Origin of the sequence: Paracoccus sp. PARArs4 (assembly GCF_947311865.1) — a bacterium.
In the GTDB taxonomy this organism is placed as follows: Bacteria; Pseudomonadota; Alphaproteobacteria; order Rhodobacterales; family Rhodobacteraceae; genus Paracoccus; species Paracoccus zeaxanthinifaciens.
In genome coordinates, this window is sequence record NZ_CAMZMW010000025.1 from 1 (window position 1) to 16,740 (window position 16,740).

The following is a 16,740-nucleotide window of genomic DNA, read 5'->3' on the forward strand; positions in this document are numbered from 1 at the left end:
GAACGGCCGCAACCGCGCCATCTGCTCATCGCTCAGCCAGAAAAGATTGCTCATCATGCCCCCATCAGTTCGGGAGCATGAATCACGCCGGCAAGGTGGTCGCAACCCGATTAATGGGTCCTGACCCTAGGACAGCGGCGGCAGCGCGGCATCGTGCCAGCCGTCCATGTTGGGCGGGAACATCTGGTCGGCCGAGGCGTCATAGCGCAGCACCACCTGCGCAAGGCCCGCGCGGTCGATGGCCATGGACAGCGCCTCGCGTTCGGCGGCGCTGTCGAAGAACGGCGATGCGGCGTCCACCTTCAGCATCAGGACCCGCGGCAGGGGGGCGCTGACCACCTCCAGGTCCTCCAGCTCCGACAGGCGGGTGACGGATGCGGGGTCCAGCGTGACGACCAGTTCGGCATCGCCGCTCTCGGCCATCAGGGCGCGGGTTTCCGACCGCGTCACGGCGGTATAGCGCAGCGCCGGAATGCGCGCCGCGCCGTCCCAGTAATCCTCGAACCGCTCGGCCGCGAGGGTCTGGGGCGGCGAGACCTCGGTCGTGCGGAAGGCACCGGTCCCGATCAGCGCGACCACGGCGCCATCCGCGTCATAGGATGCGGGCGCCAGTATCTGGCTGCGATATTCGGCAAGGAAGGCGGGCAGGATCGCGAAGGGCTCGGACAGGGCCACGACCAGATCGGTCCCGTCGGCGCGGATATCGGTGATGGGCGCGCGGGACAGCAGCCCCTCGTCGGTGCGGGCATGGTTCAACGAGATCGCGGCGGCGGCGGCGTCCAGCATGGTGCCGTCATGGAAGGCCACCCCCTCGCGGATGCGGAAGCGCCATTCCAGTCCGTCATCCGAGGTGGTCCATTCCGTCGCGAGGCCGGGGCGCAGGCGGCCCTTGGCATCGCTGTCCACCAGCGTCTCGGCAATCTCGAGCCGCAGGAAGATGTCGCCGGACAGCGCGGGATCGAGGCCCTTCAGCTCGAAGGGGGCGGCGATGTCCAGGGTCTGGTCATCGGCAAGCGCGGTCAGCGGGCACAGCGCCGCCGTGACCGCCAGAAGGGCGGAACGGATCATTCCTGATCTCCGGTTATGAAATGTAATACTATGCCATTTGCCGGATGCTTCGTTGCGGCGCAAGCCCCGAAATCAGCCGGGCGCGGGTGCGATGTCGGACCCGTGAACCGCCACGGATTTCAGGATCGCGTGGCAGTCCTGACCGACCGCAAGCCCCATCGCACGGGCCGAACGGCGGGTGATGCGGGCGATCAGCGCATCCTGTCCCAGGTCCAGCCTGACCATGACCGAACCGTCCGGCGCATCGCGCATCCCGGCGATGCGCCCCGGCATGATGTTCAGCGCCGAGAGCCCCGTCGGGCGATCGCGCGACAGGACGACATCGCGCGCGCCGACGCGCAGGCGCAGCGCGGTGCCGGGGGCGGCGGCCACGCGCGGCACCCACAGGGGCACGTCGCCCGCGAGCAGCTCGGTCAGGCCGTCATCATGGTGGCGCCGGACCCGGGCGCTGATGATCGCGCCCGCATCGCCGCCAAGCGCGCCCTGGCCCAGCACCTCGGACGGGGAGCCCTGCGCGATCACGCGGCCCGCCCGCAGCGCGACGACCGTGGTCGCAAGGCGCGTCACCTCGGGGATGGAATGCGATACATAGAGGATCGGCACCCGCGCCTCGTCGCGCAGACGCTCGAAATAGGGCAGGATCTCGGCCTTGCGGGCGTCGTCCAGCGCGGCAAGGGGCTCGTCCGCCAGCATCAGCAGCGGCTGCGCCAGCAATGCGCGGCCGATCGCCACGCGGCTGCGTTCGCCCCCCGACAACGCGGCGGGCGCGCGGTCCAGCAGGTGCCCGATGCCCAGCATCCCGACCACCTGCGCGAAATCGGCAGCCCCCTTGCGGCTGCCATAGGTCAGGTTCCGCCGCACGCTGAGATGCGGGAAAAGCCGCCCCTGCTGGAACACGTATCCGGCACGGCGGCGATGCGGCGGCACGAAGACGCGCGCATCGGTATCGGTCAGCACGCGGCCATCGGCGCGGATCAGCGCGTGATCGAGGCGAAAGAGGCCCGCCACCGCATCGACGATCGTGCTTTTTCCGGAACCCGAGGGGCCGAACAGGACCGTCAGTCCGGGCGGCGCGGTGAATTCCGCATCCAGCGCGAAGCCCGCGAAGCGGTGGCGGATGCGGACCTCCAGGCTCATGCGCCGGCGACCTTGCGGGCGACGCGACGCGCGACCAGTTCGGACAGCATCAGCGCGGCCATGGCGATGAGGATGGCGATGACGACAAGGCGGCCTGCCGCGGCCTCGCCGCCCGGCACCTGCAACAGGGCATGGATCGCGGAAGGCAGGGTCTGGGTCTGGCCGGGAATGTTCGACACGAAGGTGATCGTCGCGCCGAATTCGCCGATGGCCTTGGCAAAGGACAGGATCGCGCCCGCGACGACGCCCGGCGCGGCCAGCGGCAGCGTCACCGTCGCGAAGACCCGGACCGGCCCCGCCCCCAGCGTGGCCGCCGCGGATTCGAGGCCGGGGTCCACAGCCTCGATCGCAAGGCGGATCGCGCGGACCATCAGCGGAAAGCCCATGATCGCCGCCGCAAGGGCCGCACCCGTCCAGCGGAAGGCCAGCGTGATGCCGAACACCTCGTGCAGCCAGGCGCCGACCGCGCCCTGCCGTCCGAAGACCAGCAGCAGAAGATAGCCCGTCACGACAGGCGGCAGGATCAGCGGCAGGTGGACCAGCCCGTTCAGCACGCCGCGCCCCGGAAACCGCCAGCGGGCCAGCGCATGCGCGACAAGGATGCCGAAGGGCAGCGACAGGGCCGTGGCCCAGAACGCGACCTTGAGCGACAGCACCACCGCCTGCCAGCCCTCGGGGCCCAGCCAGTCCGCCATCATGGATCGCCGAAGCCGTATTCGCGCCACACCCCGCGCGCAGCGTCCGATGTCAGGAAGTCGAGGAAACCGCCATCCTGTGCCCCCGCGACCCGCGCGGCGGGATAGAGGATGGGCGCGTGGCTGCCTTCGGGGAACCGGCCGATCACGGTCACGTCGGGTTCGACCAGCGCATCGGTCGCATAGGTGATGCCGAGCGGCGCCTCGCCCCGCGCGACGAAGGCCAGTGCCGTGCGGACATTGTCGGATTGCGCGACGCTTGCCTCGACCCCCTGCCACAGCCCCAGCGATTCCAGCGCCTGTCGTCCATAGATGCCCGCGGGCACGCTGGCGGTCATGGCCATCGACAGGCGCCCGCCCTTCAGCATCGCGGGCAGGTCCAGCGCGGCGTCGATGGTCACCGGCGGCGCGTCGCCATGCGCGATCAGCACCAGCGCGTTTCCGGCCACGTCGCGACGGCTGGCGGCATCGACATCGCCCGAGCGCTGCAAGGCGTCCATCCATTCCTGGTTGGCGGACACGAAGATGTCGGCGGGCGCGCCCTGCTGGATCTGCCGCGCAAGCGCCGAGGAACCGGCATAGGATATGGTGACGGGCTCATTCCCGCCTTCCTCCCACAGCGCGGCGATACGGTCCAGCGCGTCGGTCAGGCTGGAGGCCGCGAAAACCAGCACCTCGGCCCCTGCGCGCAGGGGCGGGGTCGCAAGGACGGCGGCGATCAGAAGGGCGCGGAACATGACCGCAATTGCAGCCCGCGCGGGCCGCGGATGCAAGCGCTATTTTCCGTCGGACATAACGGATCAGCGATCCAGGTGGCCCAGGTCGCGCTCGGGATCGATCGCGTCGCGCAGGCGCTGCTTGATCTCCTTGGGGCCGGGAAAGCCGCCATCGGTCTTGCGGTCCCAGATCAGCCGGTCGTCCACCGCGATCTGGAAGATGCCGCCGGTGCCGGGGATGATCGCGACCTCGGCAAGGTCCTCGCCGAAGGTCTGCAGCAATTCCTGCGCCATCCACCCGGCCCGAAGAAGCCAGTTGCAGCCGGTGCAGTAACGGATCGTGATGCGGGGTCTGGTCATGGCGGCGACGATATCCACGCGCCCCCGCCCGCACAAGCGGCGCTGTTGCCGGCCTGCAACAATGCGGCCCCTTCACGGAAACACACGCTTCAATCTCGTTTCCGTGAGGATTATCGCCGCAATCAGCCAGTGTCCGCACCAGCCATTCCCGTGAACCCATTTCCCGGAGTGGCCCATGTCACCGACCTTCCGCACCATCCTGACCACCACCGCGCTGGTCCTGCTGCCCGCCCTGCCCGCATCCGCGCAGGATGCCGAACCCGTCATGCTCGAGGGCATCGTCCTCTCGGCCGAGGAACAGGCGCTGCAATCGCTCGGGGTGTCCAACATCTCGCAGGACGAGCTGGAGCGCAGCCCCGTCGTCAACGACATCTCGGAGATCGTGCGCAAGCAGCCGGGCGTGAACCTGACCGGCGCGACGGCCACCGGCCAGCGCGGCAACCAGCGCCAGATCGACATCCGCGGCATGGGCCCCGAGAACACGCTGATCCTGATCGACGGCAAGCCGGTCCTGTCGCGCAATTCCGTCAAGCAGAGCCGTGGCGGCGAACGCGACACGCGCGGCGATGCGAACTGGGTCCCCGCCGAACTGATCGAGAGCATCGAGGTCATTCGCGGCCCCGCCGCCGCGCGCTATGGCTCGGGGGCCTCGGGCGGGGTGGTGAACATCATCACCAAGCGCCCCGACAGCTTCATGGCCGAACTGGGCCTACACTGGAACCAGCCCGAGAGCGGTGACGAAGGCGCGACCAAACGCATGAACCTGCTGCTGGCGGGGCCGATCTCGGAGCGGCTGGGCCTCCGCCTGTGGGGCAACTTCAACAAGAGCGATGCCGACGACGCCGACATCAACCCCGTCATCGGCGAGGGTGACGACACCCAGATCCTGGCCGGGACCGAGGGCGTGGTGAACAAGGATGTCGGCGCCAGCCTCAGCTGGGACGCGGCACCGGGGCACCGGCTGGACCTGGACGCGACCTTCTCGCGGCAGGGCAACATCTATGCCGGCGACACGCTGCGGGGCGCGGTGCTGACCGACGCGGCCGATATCGACGACCTGATCGGGATGGAGACGAACCGCGTCTATCGCCGCACCTTCGCGCTGACCCACGAGGGGGAATACGATTTCGGCAGCTCGACCAGCTTCATCCAGTGGGAGAACACCCGCAACACGCGCTTCTGCGAAGGGCTTGCAGGCAGCGGCGAGGGCCGCATCACGGGCTGCGTGGACACGGATGGCGATGACAGCGGCGACACCGTCGCGGACCAGACGATCGAGCTGGACACCCTCTCGGCCAAGACCGAATGGGTCCTGCCCACCACCATCGCGAACCGCAATGCCAGCGTGACCCTGGGCGCCGATTACCGCGGCGAATGGATGGACGACCCCGCATCCATCGGCCAGGGGCTGGACGATTCGCTGGTGGATGTCACGGGCGTTCCCGCCGACGGGGACGCGCGCGACACCGAAAGCGACCAGCACACCATCGGCCTCTATGCCGAGGCGAATGTCGAATGGTCGCCCGCGCTGACGCTGACCCCCTCGATCCGCTATGACTGGAACGACAATTTCGGGGGCAATGTCTCGCCCGGGATCATCGCCGATTACGCGGTGAACGACAGCTGGACGGTCAAGGCCGGGATCGCGCGCGCCTACAAGACGCCGACCCTGTTCCAGCTGAACCCGAACTATGTCTATACCACGCGCGGCAACGGCTGCCCGGTGATCGACGGCACGAAGGTCGAGGGCCCCTGCTATATGCTGGGCAATCCCGACCTGGACCCCGAGATCAGCCTGAACAAGGAACTGGGCGTCGCCTATGCGGGCGCGGATGGGCTGGAGGGCAGCCTGACCTTCTTCCACAACGATTACGAGAACCGCATCGCCTCGGGCTTCCGGCAGTACAATCCCGAAGCCACCTCGGACCGCCTGTTCCGGTGGGAGAACGAGGGCAAGGCCGTCATCTCGGGGATCGAGGGCAATTTCGCCACGCCGATCGGCACCGATTTCGCCTTCAACGCCAACTTCACCCACATGATCAAGTCCGAGAAGGACAATGGCGACCCGCTGAGCCTGGTGCCGGACTATACGGTCAACGCATCGCTGGACTGGTACGCGCGGCCCGATGTCACCCTGCGCCTGTCGGCCACCCATTACGGCAACATCGAGGCCCCCGACCTGAACCCCGTCACCAACGAACCCTACGAGGAGACCCGTTCGCGCGGCAGCTATACGCTGGTCGATCTGGGTGCGACCTGGGACGTGAACGACCGCGTCCGGCTGTCGGGCGGCGTGACCAACCTGTTCGACAAGCAGATCCTGCGCACCGGGTCGGGCGGCACGTCCGAGACCTACAACGAGCCCGGCCGCGCCTACTATCTGTCGCTGAACAAGCGCTTCTGATCGCGACGCGCGCCCCCGTCGGGGGGGCGCGCGGCATCAGTTCTGGCGGAACAGGTCGCGGGTGAAGGTCTTGTCCGCGATATCCGCGATCTCGTCGGTGACGCGGTTGGCGACGACCACGTCGCAGATCGCCTTGAACCGGGCCAGGTCGCGTTCGTTGCGCGAGTTCTTGTAGTGATCCTCGGCCAGGCTCGGCTCGTAGATGACGACCTCGATCCCCTCGCCCTTGATGCGCTTCATCAGGTCCTGGACCGAGCTGTCGCGGAAATTGTCCGAACCCGCCTTCATCACCAGCCGATAGATGCCCACCCGCTGCGGATTGCGCGCGATGATCCGCGCCGCAAGGAAGTCCTTGCGCGTCTGGTTGGCCTCGACGATGGCGCGGATCAGGTTCTGGGGCACGTTGTTGTAATTCGCCAGAAGCTGCTTGCTGTCCTTGGGCAGGCAATAGCCGCCATAGCCGAACGAGGGGTTGTTGTAATGCGACCCGATCCGCGGATCGAGGCTGACCCCCTCGATGATCTGGCGCGCCTCCAACCCGTGGCTGAGGGCATAGCTGTCCAGTTCGTTGAAATAGGCGACGCGCATCGCAAGATAGGTGTTGGCGAACAGCTTGATCGCCTCGGCCTCGTCGGCATCGGTCAGCAGGATCGACACGTCGGTCTTGATCGCGGCATCGCGCAGCAGCTCGGCAAAGACCTGCGCGCGGTCCGACCGTTCGCCCACCACGATGCGCGACGGATAGAGGTTGTCGTGAAGCGCCTGCCCCTCGCGCAGGAATTCCGGCGAGAACATGATCTGGCGCGACCCGGTGCGGGCGATCAGGCCGCGGGTATAGCCCACGGGAATCGTCGACTTGATGACCATGACCGCGTCGGGATTGATGCGCGACACCTGCTCGACCACCGATTCGATGCTCTCGGTGTTGAAGGCGTTGGTTTCGGGGTCGTAATTGGTCGGCGTGGCGATGATGACGAAATCCGCGTCGGCATAGGCCTCGGCGGGGTCCATCGTGGCCTTCAGGCGCAGCTTGCCCTCGGCCAGGAACTTCTCGCATTCGTCATCCGCGATCGGAGAGATGCCCGAGTTCACCATCCGGATCTTGTCCTGCACGACATCGACCGCGACGACATCGTGCTGGCGTGCCAGCAGAATGGCATTGGACAGCCCGACATAGCCCAGTCCAGCGACCGCAATCTTCATGGTGACCCCCTTCGATCCGACCGGTCCGTCCGGCCCCTTGTCCGAAGGTGATAGAGAAGCGGCCGCGCCACGTCCAGAATGGCAGACCTTACCTGCGCCAGACAGAAGAAAGCCCCGCAACTCGTTGAGCTGCGGGGCTTTTTTTATGGTGCCCAGGAGAGGACTCGAACCTCCACGTCTTGCGACACACGGACCTGAACCGTGCGCGTCTACCAATTCCGCCACCTGGGCAGGTGGTATGAGCGGCTATCTACGGGCAGTCGCAGGGGGCGTCAATGGCCCTTTGCAACTTTTCTGACATGTTTTCGATTTTTCTTTCGCGACCCCCTGCGACGCATCGCCGAAGGGGCCTGCCGCCGCTTGCCGCATGGCATCCCCGCGGGTAAGCATCGCAGGACAATTCGGCACGAAGGAGGCGAGACGCCCATGGCGAAACTGGTCACGATCTTTGGCGGGTCGGGCTTTGTCGGCCGGCAGGTGGCACGGCTGATGGCCAAGGAGGGCTGGCGCGTGCGCATCGCGGTGCGTCGCCCCGACGAGGCCCTGTTCACCCGCACATATGGCGCCGTGGGCCAGGTCGTCCCCGTCATGTGCAACATCCGCGACGAGGCATCGGTCCGCGCGGCCCTGACTGATGCGGATGCGGCGGTCAATTGCGTCAACATCCTGTCCCCCGAAGGCAAGAGCAACTTCACCAACGTCTTCGAGGACGGCGCCCAGTTCATCGCGCGCATCTCGGCCGAGATGGGCGTCGCGCGGCTGGTCCACATCTCGGGGCTGGGGATCGATCCCAACAGCCCCAGCAGCTATGTCGCCGCCAAGTCGCGGGGCGAGGCCGCCGTGATCGCGGCGCGGCCCGATGCGGTCGTGCTGCGCCCCTCGGTGATCTTCGGGCCGGGCGACAGCTTCTACAACCGGCTGGCGGGGCTGACCCGCATGGGTCCGTTCATGCCCGTCATCTCTCCCTCGACGCGGCTGCAGCCGGTCTATGTGGACGACGTGGCGCGCGCGGCCATGATGGGCGCGACCGGCGCGGCGCAGCCCGGCATCTACGAGCTGGGCGGCCCCGAGGTGATGACCATGGCCGAGATCTCTCGCCAGGTGATCGAGGCCGTGGACCGCAAGCGCATTCCGCTGACCGTGCCCATGCCCTTCGCACGACTGGGCGCGATGGCGGGCGGGCTGGTCCAGACCCTGAGCGGCGGCCTGATCGCGGCACCCCTGAACCGCGACCAGCTGCACCTGCTGACCCAGGACAATGTCGTGTCGGAAGGCGCGCAGGGCTTCGGGCAGCTGGGCATCTCGCCCACCTCGCCCAGTGCGGTGATCGAGGACTATCTGTGGCGCTTCAGCCCCTCGGGGCAATATGACGCGATCAAACGCTCGGCCAAGAACCTGCGCAGGGACTGATGGAACAGAACACGATCGTCGCCGCCGCCCTCGGGGTTCTCGAGGGCCTGACCGAGTTCATCCCCGTCTCGTCCACCGGCCACATCCTGCTGGCGGGGCATTTCCTCGGCTTCGAATCGCCCGGCCGCGCCTTCGAGGTGCTGATCCAGCTGGGCGCGCTCGGGGCGATCCTCGGGGTCTATGCGGGGCGGATCTGGCAGACATTCCGCGCCGCGCCGAACGACCCCGCCGCCCGCCACTTCATCGCGGCGGTGCTGCTGGCATTCTTCCCGGCGGTCGTCATCGGGGTGCTGTCGCACGACTTCATCAAGACGGTCCTGTTCGAGACCCCGATGCTGATCGCGGTGATGCTGATCCTTGGCGGATTCGTCCTGCTGTGGGTCGATCGCCGGACCACGCAGCCGAAATACCACCGGGCCGAGGATTTCCCCCTGCCCGTCGCGATCGGGATCGGGTTCTTCCAGTGCCTCGCGATGATCCCCGGCACCTCGCGGTCGGGATCGACCATCGTGGGCGCGCTGCTGATGGGCGCGGACAAGCGCTCGGCGGCGGAATTCTCGTTCTTCCTGGCGATGCCGACCATGGCCGGTGCCTTCGCCTACGACTTCTGGAAGAACCGCGATATCCTGGATGCCGCCGCGCTTGGAAATATCGCAGTCGGCTTCGTGACTGCCTTCCTTGCGGGCGTCGTCGTGGTGCGCTGGCTGCTGGGATATGTCTCGGCCCATGGTTACGGCCTGTTCGCCTGGTGGCGAATCGTCGTGGGCGTCCTTGCCATGCTGGCGCTGTCGCTTGGTATGTAAGCAATACTGACCTAAATATGGCGGGTCCGGGCGGATTAATTTCGCCTGCCCGCCATAAAAGCAGCATTTAGGTCAGCACTGCTGACTTTTAATGCCGACGGCCATGGGTTACCGAAAGCTTCCTGAAGTTTCTGCCTTGGGGGAGCGCAGCCATGGCCACGCAAAAGATGCTCACATTCGTCTCGACCCCGCGCGAGATGCCCGAGAAACGCTCGGCAGCCGAGCGGAGCGAGGACTTCCACGAAATCTATCGCGAGTTCGCGAACCAGAAGGCGGCCGAACAGGCCAGCCGTTGCAGCCAGTGCGGCGTGCCCTACTGCCAGTCGCACTGCCCGCTGCACAATAACATTCCCGACTGGCTGCGCCTGACCGCCGAAGGCCGCCTGGAAGAGGCGTATCGCGTCAGCCAGGCCACCAACACCTTCCCCGAGATCTGCGGCCGCATCTGCCCGCAGGACCGCCTGTGCGAAGGCAATTGCGTGATCGAGCAGTCGGGCCACGGCACCGTCACCATCGGCGCGGTCGAGAAATACATCACCGACACCGCCTGGGACAAAGGCTGGGTGCTGCCCACGAAACCGGCACAGGAACGCGCCGAATCGGTCGGCATCATCGGCGCGGGTCCGGGCGGCCTGGCAGCGGCGGACATGCTGCGCCAGAAGGGCTTCCAGGTCACCGTCTACGACCGCTACGACCGTGCGGGCGGGCTGCTGACCTATGGCATCCCCGGCTTCAAGCTGGAGAAGGACGTCGTCCTGCGCCGCAACAAGCTGCTCGAGGACAGCGGCGTCGAGTTCGTGCTGAACTGCAACGTGGGCGAGGATATCAGCTTCGACGCGATCCGCGGCAAGCATGACGCGGTGCTGATCGCGACTGGCGTCTACAAGACCCGCGACCTGGACCTGGACAATGCCGATGCCGGCGGCGTCGTGCGCGCCATCGATTACCTGACCGCAAGCAACAAGGTCGAGTTCGGCGACGACGTGCCCGATTTCGAGGATGGCGAGCTGAACGCCAACGGCAAGCGCGTGATCGTCATCGGCGGCGGCGACACCGCGATGGACTGCGTGCGCACCGCGATCCGCCAGGGCGCGCAATCGGTCAAGTGCCTCTATCGCCGCGACCGCGCCAACATGCCCGGTTCGCAGCGCGAGGTGCAGAACGCCGAGGAAGAGGGCGTCGAGTTCGTCTGGCTGTCCGCCCCCGGCGCCTTCACCGGCCACGTGACCGGCGATGCCGCCGTCGCGCAGGAACGCGATGTCGCGGGCCTTCCCCAGATCGGCAGCGTCCGCATCCAGAAGATGCGCCTGGGCGCCCCCGATGTCAGCGGTCGCCAGTCGCCCGAACTGATCGACGGCGCGGATTACGACGAACCGGCCGACCTGGTCATCAAGGCGCTCGGGTTCGAGCCCGAGGAACTGCCCCGCCTCTGGGGTGTCGAGGGCCTCGAGGTCACGCGTTGGGGCACGGTCAAGGCGAACTTCCAGTCGCACCAGACCTCGATCCCCGGCGTCTTCGCCGTGGGCGACATCGTGCGGGGTGCCAGCCTCGTGGTCTGGGCGATCCGGGACGGTCGCGAAGCTGCCGACAGCATCGAGAGCTTCCTGACCGGCGAAGCCCGGATCGCGGCGGAATAAGGCGCGTGCCATGACGCATCTGCCCCTTCTTCGGGCGGCGACGGGCGCGGCATTCCTTGCCGCCCTGTCCGCGACGCCCCCCGCCATGGCCGCGAACTTCACGCCGCCCGCGGGCTGCAGCCTGGACCTGACGGTCCAGAACCGCGGCTGCACCGTGGCGCAGGTCTATCGCTGCGATGCCGACCCGCAGGGCTGGCAGCGCACCGCGCTGTTCGACCGCGACGGTCTCTACTATCTGTCCGCGATCGACGCCGAGACCCGCTGGATGGAGAGCCAGAGCACCCGCACCGGCATCCTGGACCGCCTGGTCGAGAACGCGCCCGACGATGCCAGCTTCTCGGGGCTGGTCGCCACGGGCGAGGACAGCTTCGACTTCTGGACGCAGTCCACCTCGGGCGAGCTGCTGCACCATGTGGGCGGCGACCGCCTGACGGGCGAGACCGTCACCATCGACGGCCAGCCGCTCGAACGGACCGAGTTCGAACTGACGACGACCGACGGATCGGGCAAGGTCCTGATCCGCCGCCACGGCAGCCAGTATATCAGCCGCGAGTTCGGCCGCTTCTTCGGCGGCCTGGAAACGGCCCGCGACTGGTCCGGCAAGACCGAGAAATCCGACGACAGCCCCGCCGCCTTCGCCCTGCCGGGCGAGGCCGGGTTCGGCGACACCACCCCACAATTCGACTGCGACCAGCTTCTGTCGCAGATCCCGCAGGAAAGGGCCGCATCATGAGCATGGATTGGCAGACCGAGGAACAGGCCCGCCGCGACTGGATGGCCGAGAACAGCCTCTATCGCCACGAGGACGAGCATTCCTCCTGCGGCGTCGGCTTCGTCGTCGACCTTGACGGCAAGCCCAGCCGCCAGGTCGTCCAGAACGGCATCGACGCGCTGAAGGCCATCTGGCACCGCGGCGCGGTGGATGCCGACGGCAAGACCGGCGACGGCGCGGGCATCCACGTCCAGATCCCGGTGCCCTTCTTCCACGACCAGATCCGACGCACGGGCCATGAACCCGACCACGACAAGCTGATCGCGGTCGGCCAGGTCTTCCTGCCGCGCACGAATTTCGCCGCCCAGGAAGCCTGCCGCACGATCGTGGAATCCGAAGTCCTGCGGATGGGTCACTACATCTATGGCTGGCGCCACGTGCCGGTGAACACCGCCGTGCTGGGCGACAAGGCCAATGCCACCCGCCCCGAGATCGAGCAGATCCTGATCCGCTGCGAGAAGGACATCGACCATGTCCAGTTCGAGCGCGAGCTGTACATCATCCGCCGCCGGATCGAGAAGGCCGCCGTCGCCGCGCAGGTGGGCGATCTGTACTTCGCATCGCTGTCCTGCCGGTCGATCATCTACAAGGGCATGATGCTGGCCGAGCAGGTCGCGGAATTCTATCCCGACCTCAAGGACGAGCGTTTCGAATCCTCCTTCGCGATCTATCACCAGCGCTATTCCACCAACACCTTCCCGCAATGGTGGCTGGCCCAGCCCTTCCGCATGCTGGCCCATAACGGCGAGATCAACACCCTCAAGGGCAACCTGAACTGGCTGCGCAGCCACGAGATCCGCATGGCCTCCAGCGCCTTCGGCGAGATGGCCGAGGACATCAAGCCGATCGTGCCCGCCGGATCGTCCGACAGCGCCGCGCTGGATTCCGTCTTCGAGGTGCTGGTCCGTTCGGGGCGCAGTGCGCCGATGACCAAGACCATGCTGGTTCCCGAAAGCTGGTCCAAGGCCACGACCGACATGCCGCAGGCATGGGCCGACATGTACGCGTACTGCAACGCCGTGATGGAGCCTTGGGACGGTCCTGCCGCCCTTGCGATGACCGATGGGCGTTGGGTCTGCGGCGGCCTCGACCGGAACGGCCTGCGCCCGATGCGCTTCGTCGTCACGGGCGACAACCTGCTGATCGCGGGTTCCGAGGTCGGCATGGTGCCGATCAACGAATCCAACGTCCGCGAGAAGGGCGCGCTTGGCCCGGGCCAGATGATCGCCGTCGACATGTGGGAGGGCAAGCTCTACCACGACACCGAGATCAAGGACCGCCTGGCCAACAGCCAGCCCTTCGGCGAATGGATCGAGAAGGTCACCGAGCTGAACGACGGCATGCGCGACCTGCCCGAGCCCGTCACCTACGAGGGCGAGGCCCTGCGTCGGCGCCAGACCGCGGCGGGCTTCACCGTCGAGGAACTGGAGCACATCCTTGCGCCCATGGCCGAGGATGGCAAGGAATCCATCGCCTCGATGGGCGACGACACGCCGCCCGCGGTCCTGTCGAACCAGTACCGCCCCATGAGCCACTTCTTCCGGCAGAACTTCAGCCAGGTCACCAACCCGCCGATCGACAGCCTGCGCGAGACCCGCGTCATGTCGCTCAAGACGCGGTTCGGCAACCTCAAGAACGTGCTGGACGAAAGCAGCGCCCAGACCGAGATCCTGCTGCTGGAAAGCCCCTTCGTCGCGAATGGCGAATTCGCGGAAATGCAGAGGATGTTCGGCGAGACGGTGACCCGCATCGACTGCACCTTCCCGGCGGGCAGCGACCAGGACGCCCTGGGCGAGGGTCTTGCCCGCATCCGCGCCGAGGCCGAGGACGCCGTGCGTTCGGGCGCGGGCCATATCGTGCTGACCGACGAGGGCCAGGACGAGAACCGCGTCGCCATGCCGATGATCCTCGCGACCAGCGCGGTCCACAGCTGGCTGACCCGCAAGGGCCTGCGGACCTTCTGTTCGCTGAACGTGCGGTCGGCCGAATGCATCGACCCGCATTACTTCGCGGTCCTGATCGGCTGCGGCGCGACGACGGTGAACCCCTATCTTGCGCAGGACAGCATCGCCGACCGCATCGCGCGCGGGCTGCTGACCGGATCGCTGGTGGACAACATGCGCCGCTACCGCGCGGCCATCGACGCGGGCCTGCTCAAGATCATGGCCAAGATGGGCATCTCGGTCCTGTCCTCCTATCGCGGGGGCCTGAACTTCGAGGCCGTGGGCCTGTCGCGTGCGATGGTGGCGGAATATTTCCCCGGCATGCAGTCGCGCATCTCGGGGATCGGACTGCACGGCCTTCAGGCCAAGCTGGAGGGGCTGCACGCCAAGGCGCATTCGGCCACCGGCGCCGACCTGCTGCCGATGGGCGGCTTCTACAAGCTGCGCCGTTCCGGCGAGAAGCACGCCTGGGAAGCCAACACCATGCGCCTGCTGCAGATCGCCTGCGAGAAGGCCAGCTATGACGTGTGGAAGCAGTTCAGCTCGGCCCTGCGGGCGAACCCGCCGATCCATATCCGCGACCTGCTGGACATCAAGCCGATCGGCAAGCCCGTGCCCATCGAGGAGGTGGAGAGCATCACCTCGATCCGCAAGCGCTTCGTGACGCCCGGCATGTCGCTTGGGGCGCTGTCGCCCGAAGCGCACATGACGCTGAACATCGCCATGAACCGCATCGGCGCGAAATCCGACAGCGGCGAGGGCGGCGAGGATCCGGCGCACAGCCACCCGCTGCCGAACGGCGACAACCCCTGCGCCAAGATCAAGCAGGTCGCCTCGGGCCGCTTCGGCGTCACCGCCGAATACCTGAACGCCTGCGAGGAACTGGAGATCAAGGTCGCCCAGGGCGCCAAGCCCGGCGAGGGTGGCCAGCTGCCCGGCATGAAGGTCACCGACCTGATCGCGCGGCTTCGCCACTCGACCAAGGGCGTCACGCTGATCAGCCCGCCGCCGCATCACGACATCTACTCGATCGAGGATCTGGCGCAGCTGATCTACGACCTGAAGCAGATCAACCCGCGCGCCAAGATCACCGTCAAGCTGGTGGCATCGTCGGGCGTCGGCACGATCGCTGCAGGCGTGGCCAAGGCCAAGGCCGACGTCATCCTGATCAGCGGCCATAACGGCGGCACCGGCGCGTCGCCCGCCACGTCGATCAAGTTCGCGGGCCTGCCCTGGGAGATGGGCCTGACCGAGGCGCACCAGGTCCTGGCGATGAACCGCCTTCGCGAGCGTGTCACCCTGCGCACCGATGGCGGTCTGCGCACGGGCCGCGACATCGTCATGGCCGCGATGATGGGTGCCGAGGAATACGGCATCGGCACCGCCGCGCTGATCGCGATGGGCTGCATCATGGTCCGCCAGTGCCAGTCGAACACCTGCCCCGTGGGCGTCTGCACGCAGGACGAGAAGCTGCGCGCGATGTTCACCGGCAGCGCCGACAAGGTCGTGAACCTGATCACCTTCTATGCCCAGGAAGTGCGCGAGATCCTGGCCTCGATCGGGGCGCGCAGCCTTGATGAAGTGATCGGCCGCGCCGACCTGCTGACCCAGGTCAGCCGCGGTGCCGCGAACCTGGACGATCTGGACCTGAACCCGCTGCTGATCACCGTCGATGGCTGGGACAAGATCGTCTATGACCGTTCGAAGCCGCGCAACGCCGTGATGGACACGCTGGACGCGGAAATCATCCGCGACGCCGAGCGGTTCTTCAGCGACGGCGAGAAGATGCAGCTGTCCTATGCCGTGCGGAACACCCTGCGGACCATCGGCACGCGCACCTCGTCGATGATCGTCCAGAAGTTCGGGATGCGGAACAACCTGCAGCCCGATCACCTGACGATCCGCCTGACGGGCAGCGCGGGCCAGTCGCTCGGGGCCTTCGCGGCGCCGGGGCTGAAGCTGGAAGTGTCGGGCGATGCCAACGACTATGTCGGCAAGGGCCTGTCGGGCGGCACGATCGTCGTGCGTCCCGCCATGGCCAGCCCGCTGGTCGCCGCCGAGAACACCATCATCGGCAACACGGTCCTGTATGGCGCGACGAACGGCTACCTGTTCGCGGCAGGCCGCGCGGGCGAACGCTTCGCGGTCCGCAACAGCGGCGCATCCGTCGTGATCGAGGGTTGCGGCAGCAACGGCTGCGAGTACATGACCGGCGGCGTGGCCGTGATCCTGGGTCGCATCGGCGCGAACTTCGGCGCGGGCATGACCGGCGGGATGGCCTATCTCTATGATCCCGAGGGCGTGGCGCGCGACTATATCAACGCGGAGACGCTGGTGACCTGCCCGGTCACGCAGGATCACTGGGAAGCCCAGCTGAAATCCCTGATCGAGCGTCACCTGAAGGAGACCGGATCGCGGCGCGCCGACGACATCCTGTCGAACTGGGACCGCGAGAAGGGCAACTTCCTGCAGGTCTGCCCCAAGGAGATGCTGGCCCACCTGCCCCATCCCATCGCCGAGGACACGGTGACCAGCGCCGTCCCCGCCGAGTAAGGCAGCCATCCACGCGAAGCGGCCCCCGGTCAACTCCGG

General features: G+C 67.1%; 12 protein-coding genes and 1 tRNA gene. 6 read left to right on the forward strand and 7 right to left on the reverse strand.

All coding sequences use genetic code 11. The features are described 5' to 3' along the window. Window positions 1-126: 126 nt before the first annotated feature. The 5 genes from QMZ16_RS15390 to QMZ16_RS15410 form a co-directional block, all read right to left on the reverse strand. Window positions 127-1,068, reverse strand: a complete 942-nt coding sequence (locus QMZ16_RS15390; protein WP_282603892.1) for an ABC transporter substrate-binding protein — start codon at window positions 1,066-1,068, stop codon at window positions 127-129. 72 nt (window positions 1,069-1,140) lie between these two features. Further along, on the reverse strand, window positions 1,141-2,205 hold the full coding sequence (gene modC / locus QMZ16_RS15395; protein ID WP_282603893.1) for a molybdenum ABC transporter ATP-binding protein: 1,065 nt from the start codon (window positions 2,203-2,205) through the stop codon (window positions 1,141-1,143). Next, window positions 2,202-2,900, reverse strand: coding sequence for a molybdate ABC transporter permease subunit (gene modB, locus QMZ16_RS15400; protein WP_282603894.1), 699 nt, complete (start codon window positions 2,898-2,900; stop codon window positions 2,202-2,204). Before modB ends, modC begins: the two co-directional genes overlap by 4 nt. After that, window positions 2,900-3,637: a molybdate ABC transporter substrate-binding protein gene (gene modA / locus QMZ16_RS15405; protein ID WP_282603895.1), complete on the reverse strand. Its 738-nt coding sequence runs from the start codon at window positions 3,635-3,637 to the stop codon at window positions 2,900-2,902. Before modA ends, modB begins: the two co-directional genes overlap by 1 nt. Window positions 3,638-3,700: 63 nt before the next feature. Then, complete coding sequence (locus QMZ16_RS15410; protein WP_282603896.1) at window positions 3,701-3,976, reverse strand: SelT/SelW/SelH family protein; 276 nt, start codon at window positions 3,974-3,976, stop codon at window positions 3,701-3,703. A gap of 175 nt (window positions 3,977-4,151) precedes the next feature. Here QMZ16_RS15410 and QMZ16_RS15415 point away from each other — a divergent pair, with 175 nt between their 5' ends. Continuing rightward, window positions 4,152-6,380, forward strand: a complete 2,229-nt coding sequence (locus QMZ16_RS15415; protein ID WP_282603897.1) for a FepA family TonB-dependent siderophore receptor — start codon at window positions 4,152-4,154, stop codon at window positions 6,378-6,380. 36 nt (window positions 6,381-6,416) lie between these two features. On the opposite strand, the gene QMZ16_RS15420 is transcribed toward QMZ16_RS15415, so the two are convergent. Together QMZ16_RS15420 and QMZ16_RS15425 are read right to left on the reverse strand one after the other, a co-directional pair. Beyond that, window positions 6,417-7,583 carry a nucleotide sugar dehydrogenase gene (locus QMZ16_RS15420; protein WP_022706992.1) on the reverse strand — a complete coding sequence of 389 codons (1,167 nt, stop codon included), beginning with the start codon at window positions 7,581-7,583 and terminating at the stop codon, window positions 6,417-6,419. Window positions 7,584-7,729: 146 nt separating this feature from the next. Then, window positions 7,730-7,814 (reverse strand) — tRNA-Leu (locus QMZ16_RS15425). Between the two features lie 195 nt (window positions 7,815-8,009). On the opposite strand from QMZ16_RS15425, the gene QMZ16_RS15430 reads away from it, so the two are divergent. The 5 genes from QMZ16_RS15430 (at window position 8,010) to gltB (ending at window position 16,701) form a co-directional block, all read left to right on the forward strand. Beyond that, window positions 8,010-8,993: a complex I NDUFA9 subunit family protein gene (locus tag QMZ16_RS15430; protein WP_282603898.1), complete on the forward strand. Its 984-nt coding sequence runs from the start codon at window positions 8,010-8,012 to the stop codon at window positions 8,991-8,993. Next, complete coding sequence (locus QMZ16_RS15435) at window positions 8,990-9,796, forward strand: undecaprenyl-diphosphate phosphatase (RefSeq protein ID WP_282603911.1); 807 nt, start codon at window positions 8,990-8,992, stop codon at window positions 9,794-9,796. Before QMZ16_RS15430 ends, QMZ16_RS15435 begins: the two co-directional genes overlap by 4 nt. Before the next feature lie 152 nt (window positions 9,797-9,948). Continuing rightward, on the forward strand, window positions 9,949-11,433 hold the full coding sequence (locus tag QMZ16_RS15440) for an NAD(P)-dependent oxidoreductase (RefSeq protein WP_282603899.1): 1,485 nt from the start codon (window positions 9,949-9,951) through the stop codon (window positions 11,431-11,433). Window positions 11,434-11,443: 10 nt separating this feature from the next. Beyond that, on the forward strand, window positions 11,444-12,166 hold the full coding sequence (locus tag QMZ16_RS15445) for a hypothetical protein (protein WP_282603900.1): 723 nt from the start codon (window positions 11,444-11,446) through the stop codon (window positions 12,164-12,166). 2 nt (window positions 12,167-12,168) lie between these two features. Further along, window positions 12,169-16,701 carry a glutamate synthase large subunit gene (gene gltB / locus QMZ16_RS15450; RefSeq protein ID WP_282603912.1) on the forward strand — a complete coding sequence of 1,511 codons (4,533 nt, stop codon included), beginning with the start codon at window positions 12,169-12,171 and terminating at the stop codon, window positions 16,699-16,701. The last annotated feature ends 39 nt before the right edge of the window (window positions 16,702-16,740 follow it).

What these genes read in the sequence shown, in the direction of transcription:
- QMZ16_RS15390 (WP_282603892.1), bottom strand. Translation starts at nt 1,068, where the DNA reads ATGATCCGTTCCGCCCTTCTGGCGGTCACGGCGGCGCTGTGCCCGCTG.
- modC (WP_282603893.1), bottom strand. Translation starts at nt 2,205, where the DNA reads ATGAGCCTGGAGGTCCGCATCCGCCACCGCTTCGCGGGCTTCGCGCTG.
- modB (WP_282603894.1), bottom strand. Translation starts at nt 2,900, where the DNA reads ATGGCGGACTGGCTGGGCCCCGAGGGCTGGCAGGCGGTGGTGCTGTCG.
- modA (WP_282603895.1), bottom strand. Translation starts at nt 3,637, where the DNA reads ATGTTCCGCGCCCTTCTGATCGCCGCCGTCCTTGCGACCCCGCCCCTG.
- QMZ16_RS15410 (WP_282603896.1), bottom strand. Translation starts at nt 3,976, where the DNA reads ATGACCAGACCCCGCATCACGATCCGTTACTGCACCGGCTGCAACTGG.
- QMZ16_RS15415 (WP_282603897.1), top strand. Translation starts at nt 4,152, where the DNA reads ATGTCACCGACCTTCCGCACCATCCTGACCACCACCGCGCTGGTCCTG.
- QMZ16_RS15420 (WP_022706992.1), bottom strand. Translation starts at nt 7,583, where the DNA reads ATGAAGATTGCGGTCGCTGGACTGGGCTATGTCGGGCTGTCCAATGCC.
- QMZ16_RS15430 (WP_282603898.1), top strand. Translation starts at nt 8,010, where the DNA reads ATGGCGAAACTGGTCACGATCTTTGGCGGGTCGGGCTTTGTCGGCCGG.
- QMZ16_RS15440 (WP_282603899.1), top strand. Translation starts at nt 9,949, where the DNA reads ATGGCCACGCAAAAGATGCTCACATTCGTCTCGACCCCGCGCGAGATG.
- QMZ16_RS15445 (WP_282603900.1), top strand. Translation starts at nt 11,444, where the DNA reads ATGACGCATCTGCCCCTTCTTCGGGCGGCGACGGGCGCGGCATTCCTT.
- gltB (WP_282603912.1), top strand. Translation starts at nt 12,169, where the DNA reads ATGGATTGGCAGACCGAGGAACAGGCCCGCCGCGACTGGATGGCCGAG.